The sequence below is a fragment of the Sulfitobacter sp. OXR-159 genome (genome assembly GCF_034377145.1).
Lineage (GTDB): Bacteria > Pseudomonadota > Alphaproteobacteria > Rhodobacterales > Rhodobacteraceae > Sulfitobacter.
The window spans coordinates 2,921,243-2,945,035 of record NZ_CP139707.1; the positions used below are offsets into that span (position 1 = coordinate 2,921,243).

The 23,793-nt window shown below is 62.3% G+C and carries 22 protein-coding genes; 5 read left to right on the forward strand and 17 right to left on the reverse strand.

What is annotated here, in order from left to right; all coding sequences use genetic code 11:
• Positions 1–1,020 (reverse strand): ABC transporter substrate-binding protein, encoded by a 1,020-nt coding sequence (locus T8A63_RS14960; protein WP_322344264.1) that lies wholly within the window; start codon positions 1,018–1,020, stop codon positions 1–3.
• Between the two features lie 122 nt (positions 1,021–1,142).
• Between T8A63_RS14960 and T8A63_RS14965 the strand changes: the two genes are divergently transcribed.
• Positions 1,143–4,349, forward strand: a complete 3,207-nt coding sequence (locus tag T8A63_RS14965) for a 4Fe-4S double cluster binding domain-containing protein (RefSeq protein ID WP_322344265.1) — start codon at positions 1,143–1,145, stop codon at positions 4,347–4,349.
• Between the two features lie 64 nt (positions 4,350–4,413).
• Complete coding sequence (gene rpe, locus T8A63_RS14970; protein WP_322344266.1) at positions 4,414–5,103, forward strand: ribulose-phosphate 3-epimerase; 690 nt, start codon at positions 4,414–4,416, stop codon at positions 5,101–5,103.
• A 27-nt stretch (positions 5,104–5,130) separates the two neighbouring features.
• On the opposite strand, the gene T8A63_RS14975 is transcribed toward rpe, so the two are convergent.
• The 13 genes from T8A63_RS14975 to T8A63_RS15035 all read right to left on the reverse strand — a co-directional run bounded on the left by T8A63_RS14975 (position 5,131) and on the right by T8A63_RS15035 (position 19,166).
• Positions 5,131–6,633, reverse strand: a complete 1,503-nt coding sequence (locus tag T8A63_RS14975; protein WP_322344267.1) for a class I adenylate-forming enzyme family protein — start codon at positions 6,631–6,633, stop codon at positions 5,131–5,133.
• Between the two features lie 53 nt (positions 6,634–6,686).
• A complete protein-coding gene (locus T8A63_RS14980; RefSeq protein ID WP_300055947.1) occupies positions 6,687–7,454 on the reverse strand; it encodes an oxepin-CoA hydrolase, alternative type in 768 nt (255 codons plus the stop codon).
• The gene (locus T8A63_RS14985) at positions 7,451–7,858 is read right to left on the reverse strand and encodes a PaaI family thioesterase (protein WP_067629985.1); all 408 of its coding nucleotides are present in this window, start codon (positions 7,856–7,858) and stop codon (positions 7,451–7,453) included. Before T8A63_RS14985 ends, T8A63_RS14980 begins: the two co-directional genes overlap by 4 nt.
• On the reverse strand, positions 7,839–8,972 hold the full coding sequence (locus T8A63_RS14990; protein ID WP_322344268.1) for an acyl-CoA dehydrogenase: 1,134 nt from the start codon (positions 8,970–8,972) through the stop codon (positions 7,839–7,841). Before T8A63_RS14990 ends, T8A63_RS14985 begins: the two co-directional genes overlap by 20 nt.
• Positions 8,969–10,168, reverse strand: a complete 1,200-nt coding sequence (locus tag T8A63_RS14995) for an acyl-CoA dehydrogenase family protein (RefSeq protein WP_322344269.1) — start codon at positions 10,166–10,168, stop codon at positions 8,969–8,971. Before T8A63_RS14995 ends, T8A63_RS14990 begins: the two co-directional genes overlap by 4 nt.
• A gap of 11 nt (positions 10,169–10,179) precedes the next feature.
• Positions 10,180–11,355 (reverse strand): acetyl-CoA C-acyltransferase, encoded by a 1,176-nt coding sequence (locus T8A63_RS15000; RefSeq protein WP_322344270.1) that lies wholly within the window; start codon positions 11,353–11,355, stop codon positions 10,180–10,182.
• Positions 11,352–13,448 (reverse strand): 3-hydroxyacyl-CoA dehydrogenase NAD-binding domain-containing protein, encoded by a 2,097-nt coding sequence (locus T8A63_RS15005; protein ID WP_067629994.1) that lies wholly within the window; start codon positions 13,446–13,448, stop codon positions 11,352–11,354. The genes T8A63_RS15000 and T8A63_RS15005 overlap by 4 nt, the downstream gene beginning before the upstream one ends.
• A 17-nt stretch (positions 13,449–13,465) precedes the next feature.
• A complete protein-coding gene (locus T8A63_RS15010; RefSeq protein WP_067629997.1) occupies positions 13,466–14,254 on the reverse strand; it encodes an IclR family transcriptional regulator in 789 nt (262 codons plus the stop codon).
• Positions 14,251–15,591 (reverse strand): TRAP transporter large permease, encoded by a 1,341-nt coding sequence (locus T8A63_RS15015; protein WP_322344271.1) that lies wholly within the window; start codon positions 15,589–15,591, stop codon positions 14,251–14,253. Before T8A63_RS15015 ends, T8A63_RS15010 begins: the two co-directional genes overlap by 4 nt.
• Complete coding sequence (locus T8A63_RS15020) at positions 15,591–16,124, reverse strand: TRAP transporter small permease (RefSeq protein ID WP_067627369.1); 534 nt, start codon at positions 16,122–16,124, stop codon at positions 15,591–15,593. The genes T8A63_RS15015 and T8A63_RS15020 overlap by 1 nt, the downstream gene beginning before the upstream one ends.
• A gap of 25 nt (positions 16,125–16,149) precedes the next feature.
• Complete coding sequence (locus T8A63_RS15025; protein ID WP_322344272.1) at positions 16,150–17,205, reverse strand: C4-dicarboxylate TRAP transporter substrate-binding protein; 1,056 nt, start codon at positions 17,203–17,205, stop codon at positions 16,150–16,152.
• Between the two features lie 276 nt (positions 17,206–17,481).
• Complete coding sequence (locus T8A63_RS15030; RefSeq protein ID WP_067940103.1) at positions 17,482–18,252, reverse strand: MBL fold metallo-hydrolase; 771 nt, start codon at positions 18,250–18,252, stop codon at positions 17,482–17,484.
• Positions 18,253–18,332: 80 nt separating this feature from the next.
• Positions 18,333–19,166, reverse strand: coding sequence for a 3-keto-5-aminohexanoate cleavage protein (locus tag T8A63_RS15035; RefSeq protein WP_322344273.1), 834 nt, complete (start codon positions 19,164–19,166; stop codon positions 18,333–18,335).
• A 274-nt stretch (positions 19,167–19,440) separates the two neighbouring features.
• On the opposite strand from T8A63_RS15035, the gene T8A63_RS15040 reads away from it, so the two are divergent.
• Together T8A63_RS15040 and T8A63_RS15045 are read left to right on the forward strand one after the other, a co-directional pair.
• A complete protein-coding gene (locus T8A63_RS15040; RefSeq protein ID WP_322344274.1) occupies positions 19,441–19,623 on the forward strand; it encodes a hypothetical protein in 183 nt (60 codons plus the stop codon).
• Positions 19,620–20,291 carry a Fic family protein gene (locus T8A63_RS15045; RefSeq protein ID WP_322344275.1) on the forward strand — a complete coding sequence of 224 codons (672 nt, stop codon included), beginning with the start codon at positions 19,620–19,622 and terminating at the stop codon, positions 20,289–20,291. Before T8A63_RS15040 ends, T8A63_RS15045 begins: the two co-directional genes overlap by 4 nt.
• 89 nt (positions 20,292–20,380) lie before the next feature.
• On the opposite strand, the gene lepA is transcribed toward T8A63_RS15045, so the two are convergent.
• Positions 20,381–22,183, reverse strand: coding sequence for a translation elongation factor 4 (gene lepA, locus T8A63_RS15050; RefSeq protein ID WP_322344276.1), 1,803 nt, complete (start codon positions 22,181–22,183; stop codon positions 20,381–20,383).
• Between the two features lie 212 nt (positions 22,184–22,395).
• Here lepA and T8A63_RS15055 point away from each other — a divergent pair, with 212 nt between their 5' ends.
• On the forward strand, positions 22,396–22,758 hold the full coding sequence (locus tag T8A63_RS15055; protein WP_067623915.1) for a hypothetical protein: 363 nt from the start codon (positions 22,396–22,398) through the stop codon (positions 22,756–22,758).
• 4 nt (positions 22,759–22,762) lie between these two features.
• On the opposite strand, the gene T8A63_RS15060 is transcribed toward T8A63_RS15055, so the two are convergent.
• Positions 22,763–23,224 (reverse strand): low molecular weight phosphatase family protein, encoded by a 462-nt coding sequence (locus T8A63_RS15060; RefSeq protein WP_067939435.1) that lies wholly within the window; start codon positions 23,222–23,224, stop codon positions 22,763–22,765.
• Complete coding sequence (locus T8A63_RS15065; protein ID WP_260012785.1) at positions 23,225–23,728, reverse strand: UPF0262 family protein; 504 nt, start codon at positions 23,726–23,728, stop codon at positions 23,225–23,227.
• Between the last annotated feature and the right edge of the window lie 65 nt (positions 23,729–23,793).

Consider the following 23,793-nt stretch of genomic DNA (forward strand, 5'->3'; position numbering starts at 1 on the left):
TTAGCTGCCCATCGTCTCGACATAAGAGGTGTCGATCAGCGTCTCCAGCGTGATGTCAGCATCGACCAGCCCTTCGGACTGGAACCACTCCAACTGGTCGCGCACAGAGGCGACATTGAGCATCGCACCTTCGTTCAAGCGCATGGTGCCGTTGATGATCGACGGAGCAGCCTTGTCGCGCGGGCGGTCGGTGTAGACATATTTATGGATCAGATCGACCATCTCATCCACGCCCGCATCGCCGCCATCCTTGGCGATCATCGCGGCGTTGTAATCGGCAACACCCTTGGAATAGCCCGCAAGGAAATTCTTGGTCATCTCCTGCTCCTCGCTGGCGTTCTTGGTCGAGGTAAAGACCGTGGTCACCTGATAGTCCGGCAGATAGGTCGCCACATCGCCGATGATATGCACGGCACCCGACCCGGCCAACGGCTTGGCAATATGCGGCACGATCGACCACGCATCGATCTGGCCCGACTTCAGCGCACCGATCACCGCGCCGACCTTTTGCAGCGGCTTGAACTTGAGGCTGATCCCCTCAGCCTCGGCCATTTTGGCGCCCATATAGTGGAAGGACGACCCGGCCTGCGTCATGCCAAAGCTTTTGCCATCCAGCATGCTGGGTTCGGTGATGCCCGCCTGATAGGCCGCATCAGAAACGAGGAACTTCTGCCCGTCGATGCCCTGCTCTTCTTGCAACGCGCCACCGATAACCTTGACCGCGCCCTTTTGCGCCAGCGACACCAAGCCGCCCGAGATCGCGGTGATCGCATAGTCCACATCGCCGCTGGCAATCGCCACGGCCATCGGCTGCGCGGCCTCGAAAAAGCGCAGTTCAACGTCCAGCCCGGCCTCTTTGAAATAGTCCCGCTCAAAGCCGACAAAGCTGCCCGCGTGGCTGGTGAAACGCAGCGCGCCCACGGTGATCTTGCGGTTCTGCGCCAGCGCCGGGGCCGCCAGCCCCACGGCCGTGGCGGCGCCCAAGGTTGCGATGGCCTGACGGCGGTTGAACAGGGTCATGATCTCACTCCTCCAATTTTGCCGCAGCATGGTCGGCGGCCACGCCGAAAGTCAAGCGAGAGCGCCCTCAGCGGCCACAACCAGGACTGGCATCTCATTTCAAAGCGTGGCATCGATTTGCCATGAAGCTCTTTTCATCCAAGTCCCGCCCTATGCACCTCGGCCCCTTCCCGTTGGAGCGGCTGCGCCGGTTGCATGCCCCGCATGACCAACTGCCGGACACGCCCATCCCGGTGTTGCGGTTTGAGCGGCCCGAGACGCCGCAGAGCATCTGCAACGCCATGGCGCCCTTTCAGGCGATGATGGACGTGCTTCGGGATGGGCCGATCAACACCGCAGGCGCGGTGATCCCCGACAGCCCGGTGGAACGCGCCAACCACCTCAAATCCTTCGGTTATTACAACGATGCCTCGATGATGGGCGTCTGCGCCCTTCCGCAAGAGGCTCGGCTGCCCACCCCGCGCCGAAGCGAGGGCACCGCGCAGCTGGCCGATGACCTGCGCAGCCGCCAGACCAAGTCGCTCGCTGCCGGGGTCGATGTCATCATGGCGAACCTGCGCGATGCGGTGGACGCCCCCGAAACCGCGATTGACAGTCACAGCCACGCGCTGGTGATCCTCACCGCCTACCCCCGTGACCCGCGCGCGGGTGAGCCGGGTAGCGATTGGATCATCGACGCCCAAGCCGAGCGCGCCTGCCTACGCGGGACCGAGAACGCCACCGTGCTGGCCGAATACATCCGTCAATTGGGCTTCGCCGCCAAGGTGCATTCCGCCACCACCGCCGATGTGAACCTCGGCCAACTGGCCGTGGCGGCGGGGCTGGCGGTTTGGGAAGACGGTAGGCTGCAAGCGCCGTGGATCGGTCCACGCTTCGGATTGGCCGTGGTGACGACTGACATGGAGCTTGCGCCCGATATGCCGCTCGCTCCGCTCTCCGAACAACCGTGGTCGGTGCTCAAAGGCCCGCATTGGCAGCTGGGCACCCATGGCGGGGTCAGCGCCCGCGATGTCGATCCTTATGCCCGGCGCGACTATGCCGCAGGGCCGCATCCGTTTGAGACGCTGAAACGGGTGGACGAGCCGACCACCTATATCGACGCGCCCAACGTGCCGCGCGTGCCGAAACGCGGCGATCTTTTCGCACGCGGGCAGTTCGGCGACATGGGGCCAAAGGTGCAGAACGCCATGAAAGGCGGGCACCATGTGGTGAAATCCGCCCCCTCCGCCGCGCAGCGCCGCCTGCTGGGCGCGCTGATCTTGCTGCAAGACGGGCCGGTGAACGATGCCGCCCCTGCGATGACAGACAGCGCCCGCAATGCCGCCAACCTCAAGGCGGCAAGCTATTTTCTGGGGTCCGATGCTGCGGGTCTCTCGGCCTGCCCCGATTGGACGTGGTACAGCCATGACGCCACCGGCACCCCGATCACCCCGCCGCATAACCAAGCGCTGAGCCTTATCATCGACCAAGGCTTTGACACGATGGAGGGGTCTTCGGGCGATGATTGGATCGCCGTGTCGCAATCCATGCGGGCCTATCTGCGGTTTTCAATGTTGGGCGGCGTGATGGCGCAGCACCTGCGCAACCTTGGCCATTCCGCCAAAGCGCATACGGTGATGGATGGCGACGTACTGCAACCGCCGCTCTTGCTGCTCGCGGGCTTGGGCGAAGTCTCTCGCATCGGCGAAGTGATCCTCAATCCCTTCCTCGGCCCGCGCCTGAAATCCGGCGTGGTCACCACCACCCTGCCCGTTACCCATGAAAAGCCCATCGACTTTGGCCTGCAAAAGTTCTGCGAAGCCTGCAACAAATGCGCCCGCGAATGCCCCTCGGGGGCGATCACCGCCGGGCCGAAGAAGATGTTCAACGGCTATGAAATCTGGAAATCCGACAGCCAGAAATGCGCCACCTACCGGATCACCAACCAAGGCGGCGCGATGTGCGGACGCTGCATGAAGACCTGCCCGTGGAACCTTGAAGGGCTGTTCGCCGAGGCCCCCTTCCGCTGGGCCGCCTCCAACATCCCCGCCGCCGCACCGCTGCTGGCCAAGCTGGATGACAAGGTCGGCAAGGGCCGTCTGAACCCGGTCAAAAAGTGGTGGTGGGACATCGAGCGCAAACCCTCGGGCCAGTTCGACACGCCTGCCCAGCCGGTGAACGCCCGTGATCTGCAACCCGATCTGGATCTCAAGTTCGAGGACCAAACCCTCTCCGTCTACCCCGCCCCGCTGGCCCCGCACCCATGGCCTTACCCCGATCCGATGAACCGCGAGGCCGGGATTGCCGCCCATGCGGCCCTGCTGAGCGCCGTTGAGCACCGCCGCAAGACTGCAGCGGGCGAGACGGATCATTTGCATCTTTATAAAGTCGGCAGCGGCACCCCCGTGCTTGACCTGCGCATCACCGAAGTTACTCGTCTGAACGCGACCACGGCGCTTTATGACATCGCCCACCCCGAAGGCCACGACCTGCCCGCATGGACCGCGGGCGCGCATCTTGATCTGGTCGTCGCCCCCGAATTCCTGCGCCCCTATTCCCTGCTGGGTGATCCGAGTGACCGCAAACGCTACCGCATCGCCGTGCTCCGCGAGGACGCGGGCCGGGGCGGCTCGGCGCTGCTGCACCGGGTCTTCACCAAAGGGCGGCGCATCTTTGTCGGCAAGCCGGTGAACCATTTTGAACTGGTAGAGGACGCGCCGCATAGCCTGCTCATGGGCGGCGGCATTGGTATCACGCCGATGATCGCCTTTGCCCATCGCCTGCACGCCCTTGGGCGGCCCTTTGACCTGCACTACTCGGCCTCTGACCGCGAAGCCGCCGCCTTTGCCGAAGAACTGGCGCAGGCTCCTTGGGCCGACCGGGTGCACCTGCATATCTCGTCTGAGAGCACCCGCGCCGACCTGCCCGCCATCATGGAACGCAGCGCACCGGGCACCCATGTCTACACCTGCGGAGCCGATGCCTATATGCAATCTGTCATGGCCGCAGCCGAAGCCGCGGGCATCCCCGAAGACGCGCGGCATCTGGAATATTTCTTAACCCCCGAGGTGCCGGACTACGTCAATCACCCCTTCACGCTGAAACTCACCTCAGGCCGCGAGATCGCCGTCTCTGCCGAGGAAACAGCCGCCGACGCGCTGATCGCGGCGGGGGTGCCAGTGGATCTGAAATGCAGCGATGGCATCTGCGGCGTCTGCAAATGCGGCCTGCGCGGCGGCGAAGTCGAACACCGCGACTTCGTGCTCTCCGCTAAACAGCGCGAAGGCGCGATCATCCTCTGCCAATCCCGCGCAGCCCAGCCGGGTGGTGTGCTGGAACTCGACCTCTAACCCCTTTCGCAAAAAGCGCGCAGCCGTTAAGAGGAGCCAACCTGTGCAACAAAGGGCTGCCCCCATGACATTCGACCGTTCGATCAAGATCGCCCCCTCCATCCTCGCCGCCGATTTCGCCAACTTCGGTGCCGAATGCGAAGCCATTGAGGCCCAAGGCGCGGACTGGGTGCATGTGGATGTGATGGACGGGCATTTCGTGCCCAACATCACCTTCGGCCCCGCCATGTGCGCGGCGATCCGGCCCCATATCAAGGGCGTGATGGATGTGCATCTGATGATCGCCCCGGTCGATCCCTATATCGAAGCCTTCGCCAAGGCGGGCGCCGATGTGATCACCGCCCATGTCGAGGCCACGCCCCATATCCACCGCACGCTTCAGGCGATCCGCGGCGCGGGCGCGAAAGCGGGTGTGGCACTCAACCCCGGCACGCCAGCCAGCGCGGTGGCCGAACTGCTCGACATGGTCGACCTCATCTGTGTGATGACCGTGAACCCCGGCTTCGGTGGCCAGAAGTTCATCGACATGACAGCCAAAATCCGCGACCTGCGCGCGATGATCGGTGACCGGCCCGTGCATATCGAGATCGACGGCGGCATCGACCCCAAGACCGCGCCGCTGGTGGCGCAGGCCGGAGCAGATGTGCTGGTGGCGGGCTCCGCCGTCTTCAAGGGCGGCTCGGTCAGCGACCCCGCGCCCTACGGCGAGAACATCCGCGCGATCCGCGCCGCCGCCGAAGGCACCTACGTCTGATCTGGCCGGGCGCGGTTCAAGCCGCGCCTAGCCCTCCAGCCGGTCGGCAAAGGCCGTGAGCAGCCGGTGTTTCAGGATCTTGCCCGTGGGTGCGGCGGGCAGGTCCGTGGCCACGATGATCTGCGCGGGCCGCTTGTAGCCGGTCAGCCGCTCTTTGACGAAACTGCGCAACTCCTCTGCCGTCACCTCGTCGCCGGGGGCGACCTGCACGAAGGCCAGCACCTCTTCGTCGCCTTCGCGCCGCCGTCCGACCACGGCCGATTGCACCACGCGCGGGTGATCGTTCAACGCGGCTTCGACCTCGGGCGGATAAACGTTGAAACCGCCGTGAATGATCAATTCCTTGCTGCGCCCGAGGATGTGCAGCCGCCCATTCTCATCCAACTTGCCCAGATCGCCGGTGTGCAACCAGCCCTCGGCGTCGATGGCTTTGTCGGTCTCGGTCGGGTTGCGGTAGTAGCCTTTCATCACATGCGGTCCGCGCACCAGCACCTCGCCTTCGCCCGCGCCATTGCCGCCGGGGGCTTGGTCGTCGATCTTGCATTCGGTGCCCGGCGTGACCGGTCCGACCGACGTATCGGGCGAGCCAAGCGCGTTGGTGGTGGCCGAGGCGCCCGAGCATGTCTCGGTCATGCCAAAGCCGTTTTGCAGCGGCAGTTCATAAAACGCCTCGGCTTTGCGTTTCCACGCCGGATCAAGCGGTGCACCGCCCGATGAAACATAGCGCAGCTTGGGGCTTTCGAGTTTGGGCATCCCGCGTTCGCGCGAGTACTGCATCACCAGCGCGTGCATCTGCGGCACAGCGGGAAGGATCGTGACATCCTCGTGGGTTGCGGCATGCAGCTTCGCCGCCGAGAAACGGCTCTCCTGCCGGACCTTCGCGCCAGAACTCACCGCGGCCATCAAGACAGACACCAAACCGAAAACATGAGTCATCGGCAGCACGCCGTAAACCACATCACCCGGCACCATCTGTCGCAGGTCCGCCGAGGCACGCGCGCCAAAGCGCAGGTTAGAATGGGTCAGCATCACCCCCTTGGGATCGCCCGTGGTGCCGGTGGTATAGAGCAGCACCGCCACGTCATGCAGATCAGCATCGGGACTGCTGGGGAGCGGTGTGGCAAGGTGCAGGCTGCCGAATGCGCCCGAGACCTCACGTGCGTTCAGCCGCGCCGCATGGGCCGCCGCTTCGGGCGAGACATCGCAGGTCAGCAGCACCGCCGCCGGGGTCGCGTGATCGATGATGCGGGTGACTTCGGCTTCGGTCTGGCGGGCATTGACGGGGATCGCCACCGCGTCCAACTCCCACGCGGCATAGAGCGAGGCCACCGCCGCAACACAGTTTTCCACCATCAAAAGCACGCGGTCGCCCGCCTGCACCCCCGCGCTGCGCAACTCAGCGGCCAAGGCCACACGCGCACGGTCCAGATCGGCATAGCTCCACGCGGCGCCGCTGGCGTCACTCAGCGCCGGCGCCTCTGGTCGGGTCGCCAATTGCTCAGCTAGAAAATCCTGTACCCTGGCATTCATGGGTGTCTCCTCCTGCCTATTCGCGACCCCCTCCTCCGGCGGCCGCTGCCCGGCTAAAACCGGGCCTTTCGTTTTTCCAAAAAGGCCGCGATCCCTTCGGCGGCCTCATCCCCGCCAGCCGCGTGGGCCATGGCGTTGCGTTCGGCATCAAGCTGATCGGCCTCTTCGGCCTCATAGGCCTGCGCCACCAACTGCCGGATCGCGCCTTGGGCGGCACGCGGCCCGGCGGCGAGCGTATCGGCCAGCATCAGCGCCTCGTCCAAGGCTTTGCCATTGGCGCAGATGCGGTTGACCGCGCCGAGTTCAGCAAAGCGCATCGCCATGACGGGACGGCCCAGAAGGCACATCTCCATCGACAAGGGCCGCGGCAAAAGCCGCGCCAAAGAAGCCGTCAGACCGGCATCCGGCACCAACCCGGCCTTCACATAGGCGGCAGTGAACTGCGCCTCTTCGCAGGCCACGATCATGTCGCAGGCCAGCGCCAGCGACAGCCCCGCCCCGGCAGCGCCACCTTCGATGGCGGCGATAACAGGCACCGGGCAAGCACGCATGGCGCGGACCAGATCGTGCAGCCCATCCACCCGCTCGCGGCGCTCAGCCTCAGTCAGTTTGCGCCGTTCGATCAATACGTTGAGATCTCCCCCCGCGCAGAAAAAGCGCCCTTCGGAGGTGAGGATCACCGCGCGGATGCGCGGGTCTTCGGCCATGCGCATTGCCTCTGCAATCGCTTCATAAAGCTCTGGCGTCAGCGCCCCGCGTTTCTCGGCGTTGCCGTTCCAGACGATCAATCGATCGCCGCGGTCTTCGATCCGTGCGCTCATGTTTTCGCCCTTTTGAAAACGCCCGTCGCACGCGACAGCAGCTTGCCATCGACATCATGCAACTGCGCCTCGGCATAGAGTATCTTGAAGCCTCCACCGGTGACACGGCCTGTCGCTACAACCCGCCCCTCGCGCACCGCCAAGATGTAATCGGTGGTTAGCGACAGGGTCAGCATCGGCACGAAGGGCCCGCTCATCGCGCAGTGGCGCGCGCAGGCAAAGCCCGTGGCCACATCCAAGAGCAACGTATGCAACCCCCCGTGCAGCACGCCCGAGACGTTCAGATGCTGCGGGCCAATATCGAGCGTCACGCGGGTGCTGCCATCGGGGTTCGACAGGTCGGGTTGAAACCCGATCAGCTGTTGAACCCCGCTGGTCGGTGCCTCATGCGGCGGATAGTGCAATGAACCGCTCCAGATGATGATCAACGTCGCCAAAGCGGTGGTCCGCCATGGCGATGCGTTTGGCGATATGGGCCAGTTCGTACTCCTGCGTCATGGCGATGCCGCCGTGCATCTGGATCGTATCTTCGGCCACCAGACGGCCCACGCGGCCCATCAGGTTCTTTGCGGCTGAGACGTGACGCTCGCGGCTGGCGCGGTCGTCAGCCAGATGGCCTGCGGCATTGATCACGGCAGAGCGGGCCTGTTCGAGGTCAATCAGCAGGTCCGACATGCGGTGCGCCAGCGCTTGGAAGCTACCAATCGGGCGGCCGAACTGCTTGCGCGTGCCGAGGTATTCGCGGGTCAGATCGCAGGCGGTTTCCATCGCGCCCAGCGTTTCCGCGCAGAGCGCAGTTGTCGCCACGGCCACACGGGCCTCGATAGCGTCAAACGCCTTGCCAGTCTCGCCCAAGCGGGCGCTTTCGGGCAAGGTCACATCATCCAGTGTGACTTCGGCGGCGCGGCCACCGGCCAGCAGGGCGTAGCCCGTGACGGTGAGCCCTTTGGTATCCGCTGGCACAAGGAACAGCGAAATGCCTGCCTGATCGCCAGCCTCTCCGCTTTCGCGGGCAGAGACGACGAGCATATCGGCAGCCTCGGCATTTGCCACCACGGCCTTGCGGCCATTCAACACGATGTCACCGCCGTTTTGCGACGCGGTGGTGGTGACGCGCTCAAGGTCATAGCGGCTGGTCGGCTCGCCATGGGCAAAGGCCAGTTGCAACGTGCCGCCGATCAGTGCCTCGATATGTTCCTGCTGCGCTTCACTGCCCAGATCGGCAATCAAGCCGCCAGCCAGCACGGCGCTGTCGAGCAGTGGCTCGACCACACCGGCGCGGCCCAGTTCTTCGAACACCACTGCGATGTCGAAACCCGCGCCGCCAAAGCCGCCTTGGTCTTCGGTGAACAGCGCGCCGATGACGCCCAATTCGGCCAAGCCGTTCCAGATGTCAGCAGAGAAACCTGCACCGCTTTCCAGAATACCGTTGCGCGTGGCGGTGTCGTATTTATCGCGCAGGAAACGGCGCAGGCTGTCTTGCAGCATCTGGCGCTCTTCGGTTAGGTCGAAATTCATTTTGCACCTCCCAGCGTTGTCTTGGCGATGATCTGCCGCTGGATTTCGTTAGAACCGCCAAAGATCGACAGCTTACGGTTGTTGAAATACTGCGCGGCCACCGGGCCGGCCTCATTCGGGTCAGGCAGCGCATCGTTGCTGCCCGCTACCGCTTCCGAGGCAAAGGGCATCGCATAGACGCCAGCCGCACGGCGCGCCAAATCATTGATCTCTTGCCGAATGATCGTGCCTTTGACCTTAAGCATGGAGCTTTCCACCCCCGGTGCCTGCCCTGCGGCGGCCTTGGAGATGATGCGCAGGTTGGTCGTCGCCATGGCCATCAGATCAATCTCTGCCTGTGCCACACGCGCGGCGAAATGCGGGTTCTCGATCAGCGGGCGGCCCCCGGCCATTTCGGATTCCGCGATGCGTTTCACGGCCTGAAGACCGGCTTGGGAGAAGCCCACACCGGCAATGTTGGTGCGCTCATGGGTCAGCAGGTACTTGGCGTAGGTCCAGCCCTTGTTCTCTTCACCGACGAGGTTCTCGGCGGGCACTTTGACATTGTCAAAGAATACCTCGTTCACCTCGGCGCCGCCATCCAGCAGGATGATCGGGCGCACGGTGATGCCCGGCGTCTCCATGTCGATCAGCAGGAAAGAGATGCCCTCTTGCTGCTTCACGTCCTTGTCGGTGCGCACGAGGCAGAAGATCATGTTGGCGTGCTGACCAAGTGTGGTCCATGTCTTCTGGCCGTTGACGATGTAGTGGTCGCCGTCCTTGACCGCCGTGGTTTTTAGCGAGGCGAGGTCCGACCCCGCGCCCGGCTCGGAATAACCCTGACACCACCAGTCTTCGCCCGAGAGAATGCGCGGCAGCCAGTAGTCCTGCTGCTCTTTCGAGCCGAACTTTTGCAGCACGGGGGCCAGCATCGACAGGCCAAAAGGCACGATGCGCGGCGCGTGATGGGCAGCGGCCTCTTCCTCGAAAATATGGCGCTGCACGGCGTTCCACGCCGCCCCGCCGAACTCCTTGGGCCAGTTGGTGGCCAGCCAGCCTTGATCGTTCAGGATGGCGTGCCAGCATTCGTGATCATCCTTCGAAAGCTCCTGCCCACGGCGCACCTTTTCGGAAAGCTCGCTTGGCAGTTTCTCGGTGAGGAATTGGCGCACCTCCTCGCGGAAGGCGCGTTCTTCGTCTGTATAGCTCAGGTCCATGTCGGCCCCCTTTAGTAGATTTCGAAGAGGCCAGCCGCCCCCATGCCGCCGCCGATGCACATCGTCACCACGCCGAGTTTCGCGCCGCGGCGGTGGCCTTCGCGCAGGATATGGCCGGTCATCCGCGCCCCGGTCATGCCGAAGGGGTGGCCGATAGCGATCGAGCCGCCATTCACGTTGCATTTATCGGGGTCGATGCCGAGTTTATCGCGGCAGTAGAGCGCTTGGCTCGCGAAGGCTTCGTTCAACTCCCATATGTCGATGTCATCGACAGTCAGCCCGTGGCGTTCCAGCAGACGTGGCACTGCAAAGACCGGGCCGATGCCCATTTCGTCAGGCTCGCAGCCGGCGACGGCGAAGCCTTTGAACGCGCCCATGGCTTGCAGGCCCTGCTGCTCGGCCTCTTTGCTGTCCATCAGCACGAGGGCTGCAGCGCCATCCGACAGTTGGCTGGCGTTGCCCGCGGTGATGAAGGCCCCCTCGCCGCGCACGGGCGTCAGGCCCGCAAGCCCTTCGAGCGTGGTGCCGGGCCGGTTGCATTCGTCGTGGTCCACTGTGACCTCGCGGGTGGAGATCTCCTTGGTTTCCTTGTCCTGCACGCCCATGGTGGTCTGCATCGGGACGATTTCGTCATCAAAAAGACCGGCCTCCTGCGCTGCGGCAATCAACTGCTGGCTGCGCAGGCCATAGGCGTCCTGATCCTCGCGGCTGATATTGTAGCGTTTCGCGACGATATCGGCGGTGTCGATCATCGCCATATAGACCTCGGGCTTATGCTCCTTGAGCCAAGCCTCTTTCACCGATTTCACATCCGGCTGGATCAGCGAAATGCTCTCGACCCCGCCTGCAACCATCGGGCCTGCGCCCTCTTGGCAGATTGCGTTGGCGGCCATGGCGACGGTCTGCAGACCGGAAGAACAGAAGCGGTTCACGGTCACGCCTGAGGCGGTGACCGGCAGGCCCGCGCGCAGGGCGATCTGGCGCGCGATGTTCGAGCCGGTGGCCCCTTCGGGGTAGCCGCAGCCGATCATTACGTCTTCGATGGCCGAAGGATCAACGCCCGAGCGTTTGACGGCCTCGGCGACGACATGGCCGCCCATGGTGGCACCGTGGGTCATGTTGAATGACCCGCGGAAGGATTTGGCCAGCCCGGTACGGACGGCAGAGACGATGACAGCCTGTTTCATTTGGCAGCTTCCTTGTTCAGATCATCAAAAGTGCGGTTGGTCTTGACCAGTTCGACCAGCAGCGGCGCTGGTTTCCAGAACCAAGGGTCTTTATCGGCAAAGCCTTCGATCGCGGCGAGGACGTTGGGCAGGCCCTGAATGTCGGCCCATTTCATCGGGCCACCCCAATAGCGCGGGAAGCCGTAGCCAAAGAGCAGCGTCATATCGATGTCGAGCGGGCGTTTCGCGATGCCCTCTTCCAGCACCTTGGCGGCCTCGTTGACCATGGCGCACATGTAGCGGCGCACGATCTCTGCATCGGTGAACTCGCGCGGGGCGATGCCGCGCTCCTTCTGCTCTTCCTCGATCAGGCGGGTGATTTCCGGGTTCGGCGTGCCGCCGCGTTTGCCCTTTTCGTAGATGTAGTAGCCTTGGCCGGTCTTCTGGCCGAAGTGGCCCTGCTCGCAGAGCCGGTCGATATAGGTCGGCACCCGCTCCTCGGGGTGGCGCGTGGCGGCCTTGCGCTTGCGTGTGGCCCAGCCGATGTCGAGCCCGGCCAGATCGGCCACCGCGAAGGGGCCCATGGCGAAGCCGAACTTCTCAAGCGCCGCGTCGATCTTGTAGGGGCTTGCGCCGTCCAGCACCATGTGGTCCGCCGCGGTGCGGTAGGTGGCGAGGATGCGGTTGCCAATGAAGCCATCGCAGACGCCCGCGCGCACGCTGATCTTGCCGAGCGCCTTGCCCAAGGCAAAGCCCGTGGCGACCACATCTTTCGCGGTCTTGTCGGCGACAACGACCTCAAGCAGTTTCATCACATGGGCGGGCGAGAAGAAGTGCAGCCCGATCACGTCCTCGGGGCGCTTGGTGCTGGCGGCGATCTCGTTCACGTCGAGATAGGAGGTGTTGGAGGCCAGCACGCAGCCCGGTTTGCAGACCGCGTCGAGTCTGCCGAAGACCTGCTTTTTGACGTCCATATCCTCGAACACCGCTTCGACCACCAGATCGACGTCCGACAGGCTGGCGTACTCGGTGGAAACGGTGAGGGCGTCGCCGGTCAGGTGATCGAATTTCCCCTGATCGATTTTGCCACGTTTCAGCGCGCCTTGGAGGTTGCCGGAGATACGCTCATGCGCGGCCTTGGCGGCCTCGTCCTTCATCTCGATCAGCACGACCGAGAAGCCGGACAGCAGCGCTGCGGTAGCGATCCCTGCCCCCATGGTGCCGCCGCCGATCACGCCAATGGCTTTCAGTTCGCGCGGCTCGACGCCTTTCAGCTCGGGCAGGTTGCTGACCGCGCGTTCGGAGAAGAAGGCGTGGATCATGCCCTGCCGCTGGTCGGTGTTCATCAGTTCCGAGAAGATGCGACGCTCGGCTTTCATGCCCTCTTCGAAGGGTTTCTCGACACCCGCCTGCACGGCGCGGACAGCCTCAGCGGGGGAAATCTGGCCGCGGCCTTTCTTCAGCGTCGCTTCATAGGCGGCATCCCAGTCGATCGGCGCAGGCGCGGGCATCTCGCAGATCGGGCGGCGTTCGGCGCCGCTGTCGAGCAGCTCGCGAACGTAAGCGAGACCAACCTCCTGCGGATCGCCCTCCTCCACGCGGTCGACGATGCCCATCTCAAGCGCCTGCGGTGCCTTGATGTGGCGGCCCGTGGTGATGGCATCCAGCGCGGGTTCAACGCCAATGAGGCGCGGCAGGCGTTGTGTCCCGCCTGCGCCGGGGATCAGGCCGAGGTGCACTTCGGGCAGACCGACGCGGGCCGAGGGCTGGGCGATGCGGTAATGCGCCGAGAGCGCGACTTCGAGACCGCCACCAAGGCTGACGCCATGCATGGAGGCCACGACCAGAAGCGGCGAGGCTTCGATCCGGTTGCAGAGGCTGGGCAGATGCGGCTCCATCGGCGGCTTGCCGAACTCGGTGATGTCGGCGCCCGCGATAAAGGCGCGGCCCTCGCCCACGATCATCACGGCCCGCACGCCGTCTTCGGCCTCAGCGCGGTCCATGCCGTCGGAAAGCCCCTGCCGCACGGCTTGGCTCAGCGCGTTGACGGGCGGGTTTTCGATGCGCAGCACGACGATGTCGTCATGGCGGGAATAGGCAATCTTGTCGGTCATATCAGTAACTCCTTGATCTATCCGCGCCGGGACAGGGCCGGTGCCCGTCCGGTGCGTTGTTCGATGCCGCTGACCACGTCGCGCAGCGCTGGTCCCACTTGTGACAGAATGCGGCTGTCGGGCAAGTCGCCCGGCAAAGCGCCGCAGGTGAAGGCCACAGGCTCGCCGAATTCCCCTGCGTAATAAGGCACGCTCACAGCGTTGATACTGCGGGCATAGCGGGTTTCAGGCGGGGCGAGGACAAAACCCTGCGCCAGCAATTGCTCATACCCCTCGCGGCGGAAATTGCGCAGCCGCTCATCCGGGTCGAGCGCGTCAAACCGGTCTTCGTTCAGACTGGCCAGCGTGGCGAGGCCCGAGGACGAACCATAGACCGGGATGCGATGGCCTGGCTCCAACCAGATGGTCGAGGCGGTATGCGGACGCCAAGTGCGCACCAGCATCATCCGGTCGCCATCCCTCACCGCGATCAGCGCCAGCGTGCGGGTCTCGTCGGCCAATTGCTGCATCGCATCTGACGCCATATCGACGAAACTGACCGCGACAGAGGCGACCGAGCCGAGCGCAATCGCCGCCGGCCCCAGCCGGAATTTATCGTTCCGCCCGCCATGCGCCAGATAGCCCAACTCGCATAGCGTATAGGTCAGCCGCGAAACGGTCGGTTTCGGCAGGCCCGTCCGCTCGGCGATCTGCGCGTGGCTCAGCCCGCTGTCGCTGGCGCGGAACGCGCGCAAAATGCCAAGACCCCGCGCCAGCGTATTGGCGAACTTACGGTCCGTGACGGTATCAGACGCCGCCTTGTTCATCTTGCCGCCATCGGGATCAAAAGCGAGATCATCGGGAAGGACATGATGAGGATCAGCACGATGAAGTCGACGCTGAGGAACCGTGTGATGCCCGCAAAGATCTTGTCAATCGGCGCTTCGCGGCCCACCACATTGGCGATGACAAAGACGTTGAGGCCCACGGGCGGTGTGATGAGGCCAATCTCCAGCAGTTTGATGACCACGACGCCGAACCAGATGAGGTTAAGGTCATAGCTCTCCACCAGCGGGATCATCAGCGGCAGCGTCAGCACCATGATACCGATGGGATCAAGGAACATGCCCAAGAGCAGATAGATCAGCGCAATGCAGAGCATCAGCACAACCAGCGACATCTGCGCATCCGATACGAACCCGACGATGGTGCCCGCGACCCCTGTCAGCGCGACGAAGGCTACAAAGATCTTGGCACTGGCGGCGATGAGGAAGATCGCGGAGGTCTGCACGCAGGTCTCCTTGACCGCGGCCCAGAGGCCAGCCCAATCCAGCTTGCGCTGCACGAAACCGATCAGCGTGGCGGAGACGACGCAGACGGCGGCGGCCTCGGTCGCGGTGAAGATGCCGCCGTAGATGCCGCCAATGATCAGCACGAAAAGCAGGATCGCGGGCCAGCTATCAAGGGCCGCCTGCCAACGCTCACGCGCACTGTAGCGTTGGTCGGTCGAGGGTGCTACCGCCGGATCGCGCCAGACCCAGACGGCGATGACCAGCACAAAGCCCGCCAACGTCAGCAGCCCCGGCAGAACACCCGCGAGGAATAGCGACGAGATCGAAGTCTCGGTGAAAATGCCGTAGATGATGAACAGAACCGACGGGGGAATGAGCGAGCCCAATGTGCCCCCCGCCGCGACCGAAGCTGTGGCCAGACGCGGGTCATAGCCCATGCGCAGCATCTCGGGCGTGCAGATCTTACCCATGGTCGAGGCGCAGGCGATGGATGAGCCGGTGATCGCGGAAAAGCCCCCGCAGCCCATGACGGAGGCCATGGCCACCCCACCCGGCAGGCGGGTCAGCCAGACCTTGGCCGCATGGTAGATTTTCGTCGTAATATCCGCGCGATACGCGATATGTCCGAGCGCCACGAAAAGCGGGATCATCGACAGGTCGTAAGAGTGAATGAGGTCGAAGGAGTTGGAAAACACCATCGAAGTCGTCGCCTTGATCGCACGTTCGGGCATGAAGGTCCCGGTGCGGAAGGCGAAGATAAAGAAGGTAGCGACGGTTGCCACTGCCGCCAGCGTGAAGGCAATCGGCACGCGCAGGGCGAGCAGGATCAGAACCGCCGCGAAGGCGATCATACCGATGGTTGAGGCATCCATTACAGCACGTCCTTCTCGGCCAGAAGGTCGGCCGCATGTTGTTGTTCGTCAGAGACCACGCCGCCTGCCAGCACGGTGCGCCCATCGCGCCACGTTAGTTCGGCCAGCCGCAGGAAGGTCGCGATCATCCCGATCAGGAACAAAAGCCGCCCGGGCCATTTCGGCAGATTGAGGTCTCCGTAGAAAAAGCTGCCCTTTTCGACCACGGCAAAGAACTCGCGACCGCCGGAATAGATTAGCGGCGCCAGCGCCAGCATCCCGATGGCAGAGCCCGCCACGATCAGCACCGAACGCGCGCGGTCGGGAAATCGGTCGGTCACAAAGGCAACCGAGACATGCGCGCGGGCAGCGGTGGCGGCGGCGAGGGGCAGCAGGATGGCGGCGACCATGAGCTCTCGCACCATGGTCACGCTATCGGGCACCTGACTAGCAAAGAGCGCGCGGGCGATCACATTGGAGGTGATCAACACCCCCAAGGCGATCACCGCCAAAGCGCCCAATCCCAACAGGATTTTCTCCAGATTTACCAACATATGCTGCCCCTCCCTAGGTTAGCGATCAGTTGCTTTTGGCTTCCCAAGGATAGCCATCGGCATCGCGCTGCTCGGTGTATTTGGCGATAAGGCCCTTATACTCTTCCAGCAGTTCGTCGCCCGGCAGACCGGCAGAGCTGGCAGTTTGCACCCATTCGTCGAGGAACTTCTTGCCAGCTTCAACGAGTTGCGTGCGGTCTTCTCCGGGAAGGGTGATGACTTCGACGCCCTGCTCTTTCATCGAAGCGATAGCGTTGTCGTTGGCCTCTGTGATCATTCGGCCAAACTCATCCGCCATGTCGGACCCGACAGAGGCCAGCGTTTCCTGCTGCTCAGGCGTCAGGCTGTCGTGCATGTCCTTGTTCATGAAGATGCCCAGACCGCCGACCTGACCCCAGTCGAGGATCGTGTAGCTGTCCATCACCTCGGCCTGCTTCAGGGCCGCCACGGCATAGCTGTAGCCCTGCGAACAGTCGATCAGCCCGGTGTCGAGCCCTTGGTAGGCGTCATAGATCGACATGTTGACCATGTTCGCGCCCTGCTCGCCGAAAACCTTACCGTAAGCACCCACGCCGCGGACCTTCTTGCCCGAGATATCCGCCACGGATTTGATCGCGCCGCCCTTGCAGCCGATGTTTACCTGGCTGGTGGTCCAAGTGCCGATATAGACGAGGTTCTTGTCGGCCAGATCGTCTTGGATCGCTTGGCTGGAGCGCATCAGCTCATCCGTGGCGCGCATGCCGACCCAAGCGTCGGGGTTGTTCACCGGCAGGTCGGCGATGCCGTAGCCGGCCATCTCTTGCGGGTAGTAGACTGCGATGACCGAACCGGTGTCGGCCACGCCATCGGCGATGGATTGCACAGCGGCGTTGGCTTTGAACAGCGCCCCGCCCCACTGGATGTCGAATCGCATGTCGCCGTCCGAACGCTCGGCGACCTGATCGGCGAACCACTGCAAAGCGTCGGCGCGTGCACCGCGGTTGGGCCCAGCTTCACCGTGAATCAATACAGTTTCAGCGCTTACCGCGCCACCAGCCAGCGCCAGAGCTGCGGCGCAGCTCAGGTTTTTAAAGATTGTCATGTAGGCTCCTCCCAGAGACTTGTTTCGCAATGCAAAACATAGTTTCGCATTTGTCGCAGGTCACGCTAGTCCGCGGACCGAAAGCGATCAAGCGAAACTTCAGCCATCTGAAGAGGGAGCAGTTAGGCTCTTGAATTTGTTAAGCGAAAAATGAGCGCGGGCGGCGGTGTGAGAGACAAACGCCCCGCTTTGCACCCCGGAATCGGCTGATCTGATGGATCGGCCCTGTCCGGTAAAACGGTCACGCCGCTGGGGCGTGACCGAAAGGGTTCGAGATTAATACCAGTCGCCGAATTTGACTTCGACATCGGTGCCGACCCGTTTGGCGAACTCTTCGGGGTCTTGCGTGCCGCCATCTTTGCCCCGGAAGTGATAGGGGTAGACGTAAGTCGGTTTGAACTCAGCCACGGCAGAGGCGGCAGCGTTTGAATCCATAGTGAACGGCAGATTCATGCACACGAATGCCAGCGAGATATCGGTCAGCCCGCGCATCTCGGCGGTGTCTTCGGTGTCGCCCGAAATATAGACGCGGAAGCCGTCGAAGCCGAGGATATAGCCGTTGTCGCGCCCCTCGGGGTGAAACTTCTTGCGCTCTTCGGTGATGTTATAGGCCGGGATCGCGTCGATCGGCAGGCCGTTAAACTCGGTGCTTTCGCCATTGGCGATCTTGCTGGCCTTCGCGGCAAGCGCCTCGGGCAGCATGTCAAAGACGGCGGGGTTGGTGATGATCTGCACCTCATCCCCGGCCAGCGCGGCCAGCGTATCGGCGTTGTAGTGGTCGCCATGCTCATGGGTGATGAGGATCAGATCGGCGGCGGGGAAGTCGCTGTATTGCGCGGGCTCGCCCACTGGATCGACATAGATCACCCCCGCTGGTGTCTCTAGCACGATAGAGGCGTGGTCGACGGGATGCACCGTGATCGGCCCTGCGCTAGTGTCGAATGTGTCACCGCTATGCGCGGCGGCACGGGCGGCGAAGGGCAGCAGGGTTACGATGCCAGCGGCGGCGGCGGAGGTGGCAAGGAAATGGCGGCGGGTCTGGGACATTTCAGGCTCCTGTTGGTTACTGGAACGGGACATAGCTGCCCCGCCCCGCATTTCAACGCAGCGCCCTTCTTGCGGCAAGCCTATGCCGGGCGCAGACCCAGAATCTCACGCGCTTGTGCAGGCGTGGCGATAGGGCGGTCGTATTTCGCACATAAATCAGCCGCCCGCAGGATCAGCGCGGCGTTGGAGGGCGCCAGCGTATCGCGGTCCAGCCGCACGTTATCCTCCAACCCCGCGCGGGTATGGCCGCCCGCGGCGATGGCCCATTCGTTCAACACAATCTGGTTCGGCCCGATCCCGGCGGCACACCACTGCGCATCGGGCGCGAGGCGGTTGAGCGTCTGGATGTAGAAATCAAAGGTCTCACGGTCCACCGGCATGGCGTTTTTCACGCCCATGACGAATTGCACATAAAGCTGGCCGGGAATGCGACCGTCGCGGTTCATTTCGGCGGCTTTGTGGATGTGGCTGAGGTCAAAGGCCTCGATCTCGGGTTTGACCGCGTGGGTTTTCATTTCCGAGGCCAGCCAATCGACCAGTTCCGGCGGGTTCTCATAAACCCGCGTCGGGAAATTGTTGGACCCGACCGACAGCGAGGCCATGTCGGGCCGGAGCGAGAGCATCCCACCCCGCTCCCGCCCCGCGCCCGAGCGCCCGCCGGTGGAGAACTGGATGATCATGCCAGGGCAGTGATTTTGCACGCCTTCCATCAGCCGCGCGAATTTCTCGGGGTCGGAGGATGGGGTTTCATCGTCGTTGCGCACATGGGCGTGGCAAATGGAGGCCCCGGCTTCGAAGGCTGCGTGGGTCGACTCGACCTGCTCGGCGATCGAGATCGGCACGGCGGGGTTGGCGGCTTTGGTGGGAACGGAGCCGGTGATGGCGACGCAGAGGATGCAGGGGGTGGTGGTCATGGGTGGCGGTCCTGTGGCGGCGGTGGTTGGGTGCGGAAGGTCGCATATGGTGGGGGCGGTGTACATTGGTTCGCGACTAAGACAATGCCTGCCACCTACTAATCAGAAAGAAAGATATTGGTCAGCTTAGCTCCGCCACTAGCGAGAAGATTTTAACCTAAAACATCATCAAGGGCCTGGAAAACCATTTTATCACGATCTAAGGAACACGTTCGCTTTCGACTTTCGAAATGGCGGATCCATGTTATCGTGGAGAAAACAGGAGAAAGCAGCAATGACTGTTGAACAACAAAACCAGCTCAATTACCTTTTGAACGAGGCACGCAAAGCTACGATGAGCGACGCAGAAATGATCGAACAGCGGATGAGTTTTGCTTACGGCAATTCAGCCTTCGAAAACCCCATGATCACTAAAGAAATGGTGGAAAACGAGGCACGCAAGCTGGCAGCCAAATGAGTGATGAACTTCGCATTCGGCATAGCGAGGCGGAATCCGCCTCGCTGATCTCGGGTTCGGTCGAAAAGGCTGAGAAAGAAGCAGCCAATGCTCTTCTTCAAGCTGATCGAGTGAGAGACTATATTCTGGAAAGCATTGATCGGGGCGGAAGGTTCAGGCTCAGGCCTTCAATGCTGCTTGATCTGAATCGTTGTGCGATTGAAGGGCTGGACGCTTATGCTGGCAGTTGGCGCCCTGGTGGGGTGATAATCAACGAAAGCAAGCATACCCCGCCGGAGGGCCACTTAGTCGCCGAGTTAGTCGAAGATCTTTGTGACTATGTTAACGACAATTGGGAAACAGCTTCAGGGATCCATCTGGCATCAGTTGTTATGTGGCGATTGAACTGGATACACCCCTTTACAGAAGGCAATGGTAGAACCTCCCGTGCCACCTCATACCTCGTACTGTGCGCGAAGGAACAATTCTTGCTCCCCGGTGGATACTCTATCCCTGAACAAATAGTTGAGAACCGTCAACCTTACTACGAAGCTCTCGAAGATGGAGACAGCCGGTTCGAAGAAAATGGCGGGCAATTGAATGAAGAAGTTGTACCAAAGATGGAATACTTGCTGGCAGGTATGTTAGCAAAACAACTTACTATCAGACATCAAAACGCGACATCTTGATGTAGCCAGCTGCCAGCAAACTGGCACAGGTACATTCGCTCAAAAAAGCGATCAACTGAATTTTGGTTTGAACTTAGAGATGGACAGCCTCAGCTGTCCATCTTTAGCGCCGAAATAAACGCCTCCTGCGGGATATCCACTTTCCCGAACTGGCGCATCTTCTTTTTACCTGCCTTCTGCTTCTCCAGCAGCTTCTTCTTCCGCGTCGCATCGCCGCCGTAACACTTCGCCGTCACGTCCTTGCGCATCGCGGACAGCGTCTCGCGCGCGATCACTTTGCCGCCGATGGCCGCTTGGATCGGGATCTTGAACATGTGACGCGGGATCAGGTCTTTAAGTTTTTCTACCATCGCTCGGCCGCGCATCTCGGCGCGGTCGCGGTGCACCATGGTCGAGAGCGCATCCACCGGCTCGTCGTTCACGAGGATCTGCATCTTGACCAGATTGTCCTGCCGGTAGCCGATCATCTGGTAGTCAAAGCTGGCGTAGCCCTTGGTGACCGACTTCAGCCGGTCGTAGAAATCAAACACCACCTCGTTCAGCGGCAGGTCATAGACGGCCATCGCCCGCGAACCAGCATAGGTCAGGTCTTCTTGAATGCCGCGGCGGTCTTGGCAGAGCTTCAGCACATCGCCAAGGTATTCATCGGGCACGAGAATCGTCGCCTTGATCCGCGGCTCTTGCATGTGGTCCACCAGCGTCATGTCGGGCATGTCGGCGGGGTTGTGCAGCTCCTGCATCTCCCCGTCCTTCATATGGACGTGATAGATCACCGAAGGGGCGGTGGTGATCAGGTCGATGTCATACTCACGCTCAAGCCGGTCGCGGATCACTTCGAGGTGCAGCAGGCCAAGGAAACCGCAGCGGAAGCCAAAGCCAAGCGCGGCAGAGGTTTCCATCTCATAGGTGAAGGAGGCATCGTTCAGGGCGAGCTTTTCGATCGCATCGCGCATGTCTTCGAAGTCATTGGCGTCGACCGGGAAGAGACCGCAGAAAACCACCGGCACCGAGGGCTTAAAGCCCGGCAGCGGGGTTTCACACTTGCGCTTTTCATGGGTGATCGTGTCGCCCACGCGGGTGTCGCGGACCTGTTTGATCGAGGCGTTCAGATAACCGATCTCGCCGGGGCCGAGGCTTTCGACGCCGGTCATCTTGGGCCGGTAAACGCCCACATCGTCCACGTCATAGGTGCCGCCGGTCTTCATCATGCGAATGCGGTCGCCCTTTTTCAGGGTGCCGTCGATGATCCGGACGATACAGATGACGCCAAGGTATTGGTCATATTTACTGTCCACCAGCATCGCCTTGAGTGGCGCATCGGGGTCGCCGCCCTTAGGTGCCGGCAGTTTATTGACGATCGCTTCTAGCACGTCGGGGATGCCGATGCCGGTTTTGGCTGAGATCAGGCAGGCATCGGAGGCGTCGATGCCGATCACATCCTCGATCTGTTCGCGCACGCGGTCGGGGTCAGAGGCGGGCAGGTCGACCTTGTTCAGGACCGGCACGATCTCATGATCCGCATCGATGGCGGTATAGACATTGGCCAACGTCTGCGCCTCGACGCCCTGGGTGGCGTCGACCACCAGCAGCGAGCCTTCGACCGCATGCATGGAGCGCGCGACTTCATAGGCGAAGTCGACGTGTCCGGGCGTGTCGATCAGGTTCAGCACATAGGTCTTGCCGTCCTTGGCAGGGTATTCGATGCGGACGGTGTTGGCCTTGATGGTGATGCCCCGCTCCCGCTCGATATCCATGTTATCCAGAAGCTGGCTTTGCATGTCGCGTTCGGCGACCGTGCCGGTGAGTTGGATCAACCGGTCGGCCAGCGTGGATTTGCCGTGGTCGATATGCGCCACGATGGAGAAATTGCGGATATTTTCAAGCGGTGTCATGCAAGGGGATATGGCGCAGTGCCGCGCCTGCGTCAATTGGCCATGAGCGTGCCAGAGCCCGCTTCGCGCCCTTCGCGGCGCTTTATCGCAGGCCAAGGTGCTTTGCCCCCAAAGGAGAATTGCGCGAAGCCCCATTTTGCGGCATAGTGATGGGCAGAGCAGACCGGGCCACAAGGGGAAAACCCCATGGTCCAAAACAATAGGGCAAATCAATGCGGACAGTTGCAAGTTTGATGGCGCTCGTCGTCTTGGCGGGTTGTGGCGGATCACGTTATTCCAGCGATGCCGCCGTGGGACGTTTCTCCCCGACGCCGGTGCTTTTCGCCACAGGACCCATTCAAAAGGCCTGCTTGGCCGATGGGCGCCGCGGCTCCAGCCACGCGCGTTGTGGCTGCGTACAAGCGGTGGCGGATCAGACGTTGTCGCGCTCGGATCAGCGCCAGGGCGCCAAGATTTTCCGCGACCCGCACCGTTTGCAGGAAATGCGTCAGTCCGACAACAAAAGCGACAACGCCTTCTGGAGCACGTGGAAAGCCTATGGCCAGAGCGCCGCGGCGGCCTGCTCCAACACCTAACTGTTCAGCTTTCGTTTAGCGGCGGTCCGAACCGGTCAATCAGCCGTCCGACGATCTGATCGCGGGCGGCGCGAAACTGGGTGAGTTTGGCCTCGCGGCTCTCGCCCAGTCCCGTGGGATCAAGGATCGGCCAATATTCCACGTCGAGATGGTAAAACCGCGTCAGCTCCAGCGCCCGGCGCTGGCTGGCGGGGCTCAGCGCGATGATCAGATCGAATGACCCCAGATCGTCGCCCCATTCCTCCATCTCATCGAAACTGCGGCTGCGATGCCGGTCCAACTGCACATCCAATTCACTGCACACGGCGATGGAAAAGCCGTCGATCTCCATGTCGTTCTTGACGCCCACGGACTGCACATAGGTGCCGGTGCCGTAGAATTTCTTCATCAAGCCTTCGGCCATGGGCGAACGGACGGCGTTGTGGTCGCAGCAAAAGAGAACGGATTGAGGCAGCAGCTGCTTCATTTATCCGCCGAAATGCAAAACGCAGATCAGGGTAAAGAGCCGCCGCGCGGTGTCGGTGTCGATCTCGGCCTTGCCCGACAGGCGCTCTTGCAGCACGCGGGAGCCTTCGTTGTGGATGCCGCGCCGGGCCATGTCGATCGTCTCGATCTGGCTGGGGGGCAGTTTCTTGACCGCCTCGAAATAGCTTTCGCAGATTTGGAAGTAATCCTTCACCACCTGCCGGAACGGGCCGAGGGAAAGGTGGAATTCCGCTGCCTTTTCAGCCGCTTCGGTCTCCACATCAAAGACCAGCCGCTTGTCGCGGATGGACAGGGACAGATGATAAGGCCCTTCGGGCACCGGGCCCTTCTCCCGTTCGGGCAGGACAAAGCTGTTCTCTTCCAGCAGGTCGAACATGGCCACCTTACGCTCCTGATCGATCTCAGGCGTGGGGGGCGGCATGTTCGCGTCATCAAGCGCGATATGGGTGATGCGGGTCATGGACGCATCCTTTTTGCTGGCGATACCATTTCGTGGATAGCGCAGCGGTGGGAAGGGGGCAATGCGCGAGAGCATGCCCGGTGGCGAAT

Bases quoted from the DNA above. Each gene is read 5' to 3' on its own strand.
- T8A63_RS14960 (WP_322344264.1), bottom strand. From the start codon at position 1,020: ATGACCCTGTTCAACCGCCGTCAGGCCATCGCAACCTTGGGCGCCGCC.
- T8A63_RS14965 (WP_322344265.1), top strand. From the start codon at position 1,143: ATGAAGCTCTTTTCATCCAAGTCCCGCCCTATGCACCTCGGCCCCTTC.
- rpe (WP_322344266.1), top strand. From the start codon at position 4,414: ATGACATTCGACCGTTCGATCAAGATCGCCCCCTCCATCCTCGCCGCC.
- T8A63_RS14975 (WP_322344267.1), bottom strand. From the start codon at position 6,633: ATGAATGCCAGGGTACAGGATTTTCTAGCTGAGCAATTGGCGACCCGA.
- T8A63_RS14980 (WP_300055947.1), bottom strand. From the start codon at position 7,454: ATGAGCGCACGGATCGAAGACCGCGGCGATCGATTGATCGTCTGGAAC.
- T8A63_RS14990 (WP_322344268.1), bottom strand. From the start codon at position 8,972: ATGAATTTCGACCTAACCGAAGAGCGCCAGATGCTGCAAGACAGCCTG.
- T8A63_RS14995 (WP_322344269.1), bottom strand. From the start codon at position 10,168: ATGGACCTGAGCTATACAGACGAAGAACGCGCCTTCCGCGAGGAGGTG.
- T8A63_RS15000 (WP_322344270.1), bottom strand. From the start codon at position 11,355: ATGAAACAGGCTGTCATCGTCTCTGCCGTCCGTACCGGGCTGGCCAAA.
- T8A63_RS15005 (WP_067629994.1), bottom strand. From the start codon at position 13,448: ATGACCGACAAGATTGCCTATTCCCGCCATGACGACATCGTCGTGCTG.
- T8A63_RS15010 (WP_067629997.1), bottom strand. From the start codon at position 14,254: ATGAACAAGGCGGCGTCTGATACCGTCACGGACCGTAAGTTCGCCAAT.
- T8A63_RS15015 (WP_322344271.1), bottom strand. From the start codon at position 15,591: ATGGATGCCTCAACCATCGGTATGATCGCCTTCGCGGCGGTTCTGATC.
- T8A63_RS15020 (WP_067627369.1), bottom strand. From the start codon at position 16,124: ATGTTGGTAAATCTGGAGAAAATCCTGTTGGGATTGGGCGCTTTGGCG.
- T8A63_RS15025 (WP_322344272.1), bottom strand. From the start codon at position 17,205: ATGACAATCTTTAAAAACCTGAGCTGCGCCGCAGCTCTGGCGCTGGCT.
- T8A63_RS15030 (WP_067940103.1), bottom strand. From the start codon at position 18,252: ATGTCCCAGACCCGCCGCCATTTCCTTGCCACCTCCGCCGCCGCCGCT.
- T8A63_RS15035 (WP_322344273.1), bottom strand. From the start codon at position 19,166: ATGACCACCACCCCCTGCATCCTCTGCGTCGCCATCACCGGCTCCGTT.
- T8A63_RS15040 (WP_322344274.1), top strand. From the start codon at position 19,441: ATGACTGTTGAACAACAAAACCAGCTCAATTACCTTTTGAACGAGGCA.
- T8A63_RS15045 (WP_322344275.1), top strand. From the start codon at position 19,620: ATGAGTGATGAACTTCGCATTCGGCATAGCGAGGCGGAATCCGCCTCG.
- lepA (WP_322344276.1), bottom strand. From the start codon at position 22,183: ATGACACCGCTTGAAAATATCCGCAATTTCTCCATCGTGGCGCATATC.
- T8A63_RS15055 (WP_067623915.1), top strand. From the start codon at position 22,396: ATGCGGACAGTTGCAAGTTTGATGGCGCTCGTCGTCTTGGCGGGTTGT.
- T8A63_RS15060 (WP_067939435.1), bottom strand. From the start codon at position 23,224: ATGAAGCAGCTGCTGCCTCAATCCGTTCTCTTTTGCTGCGACCACAAC.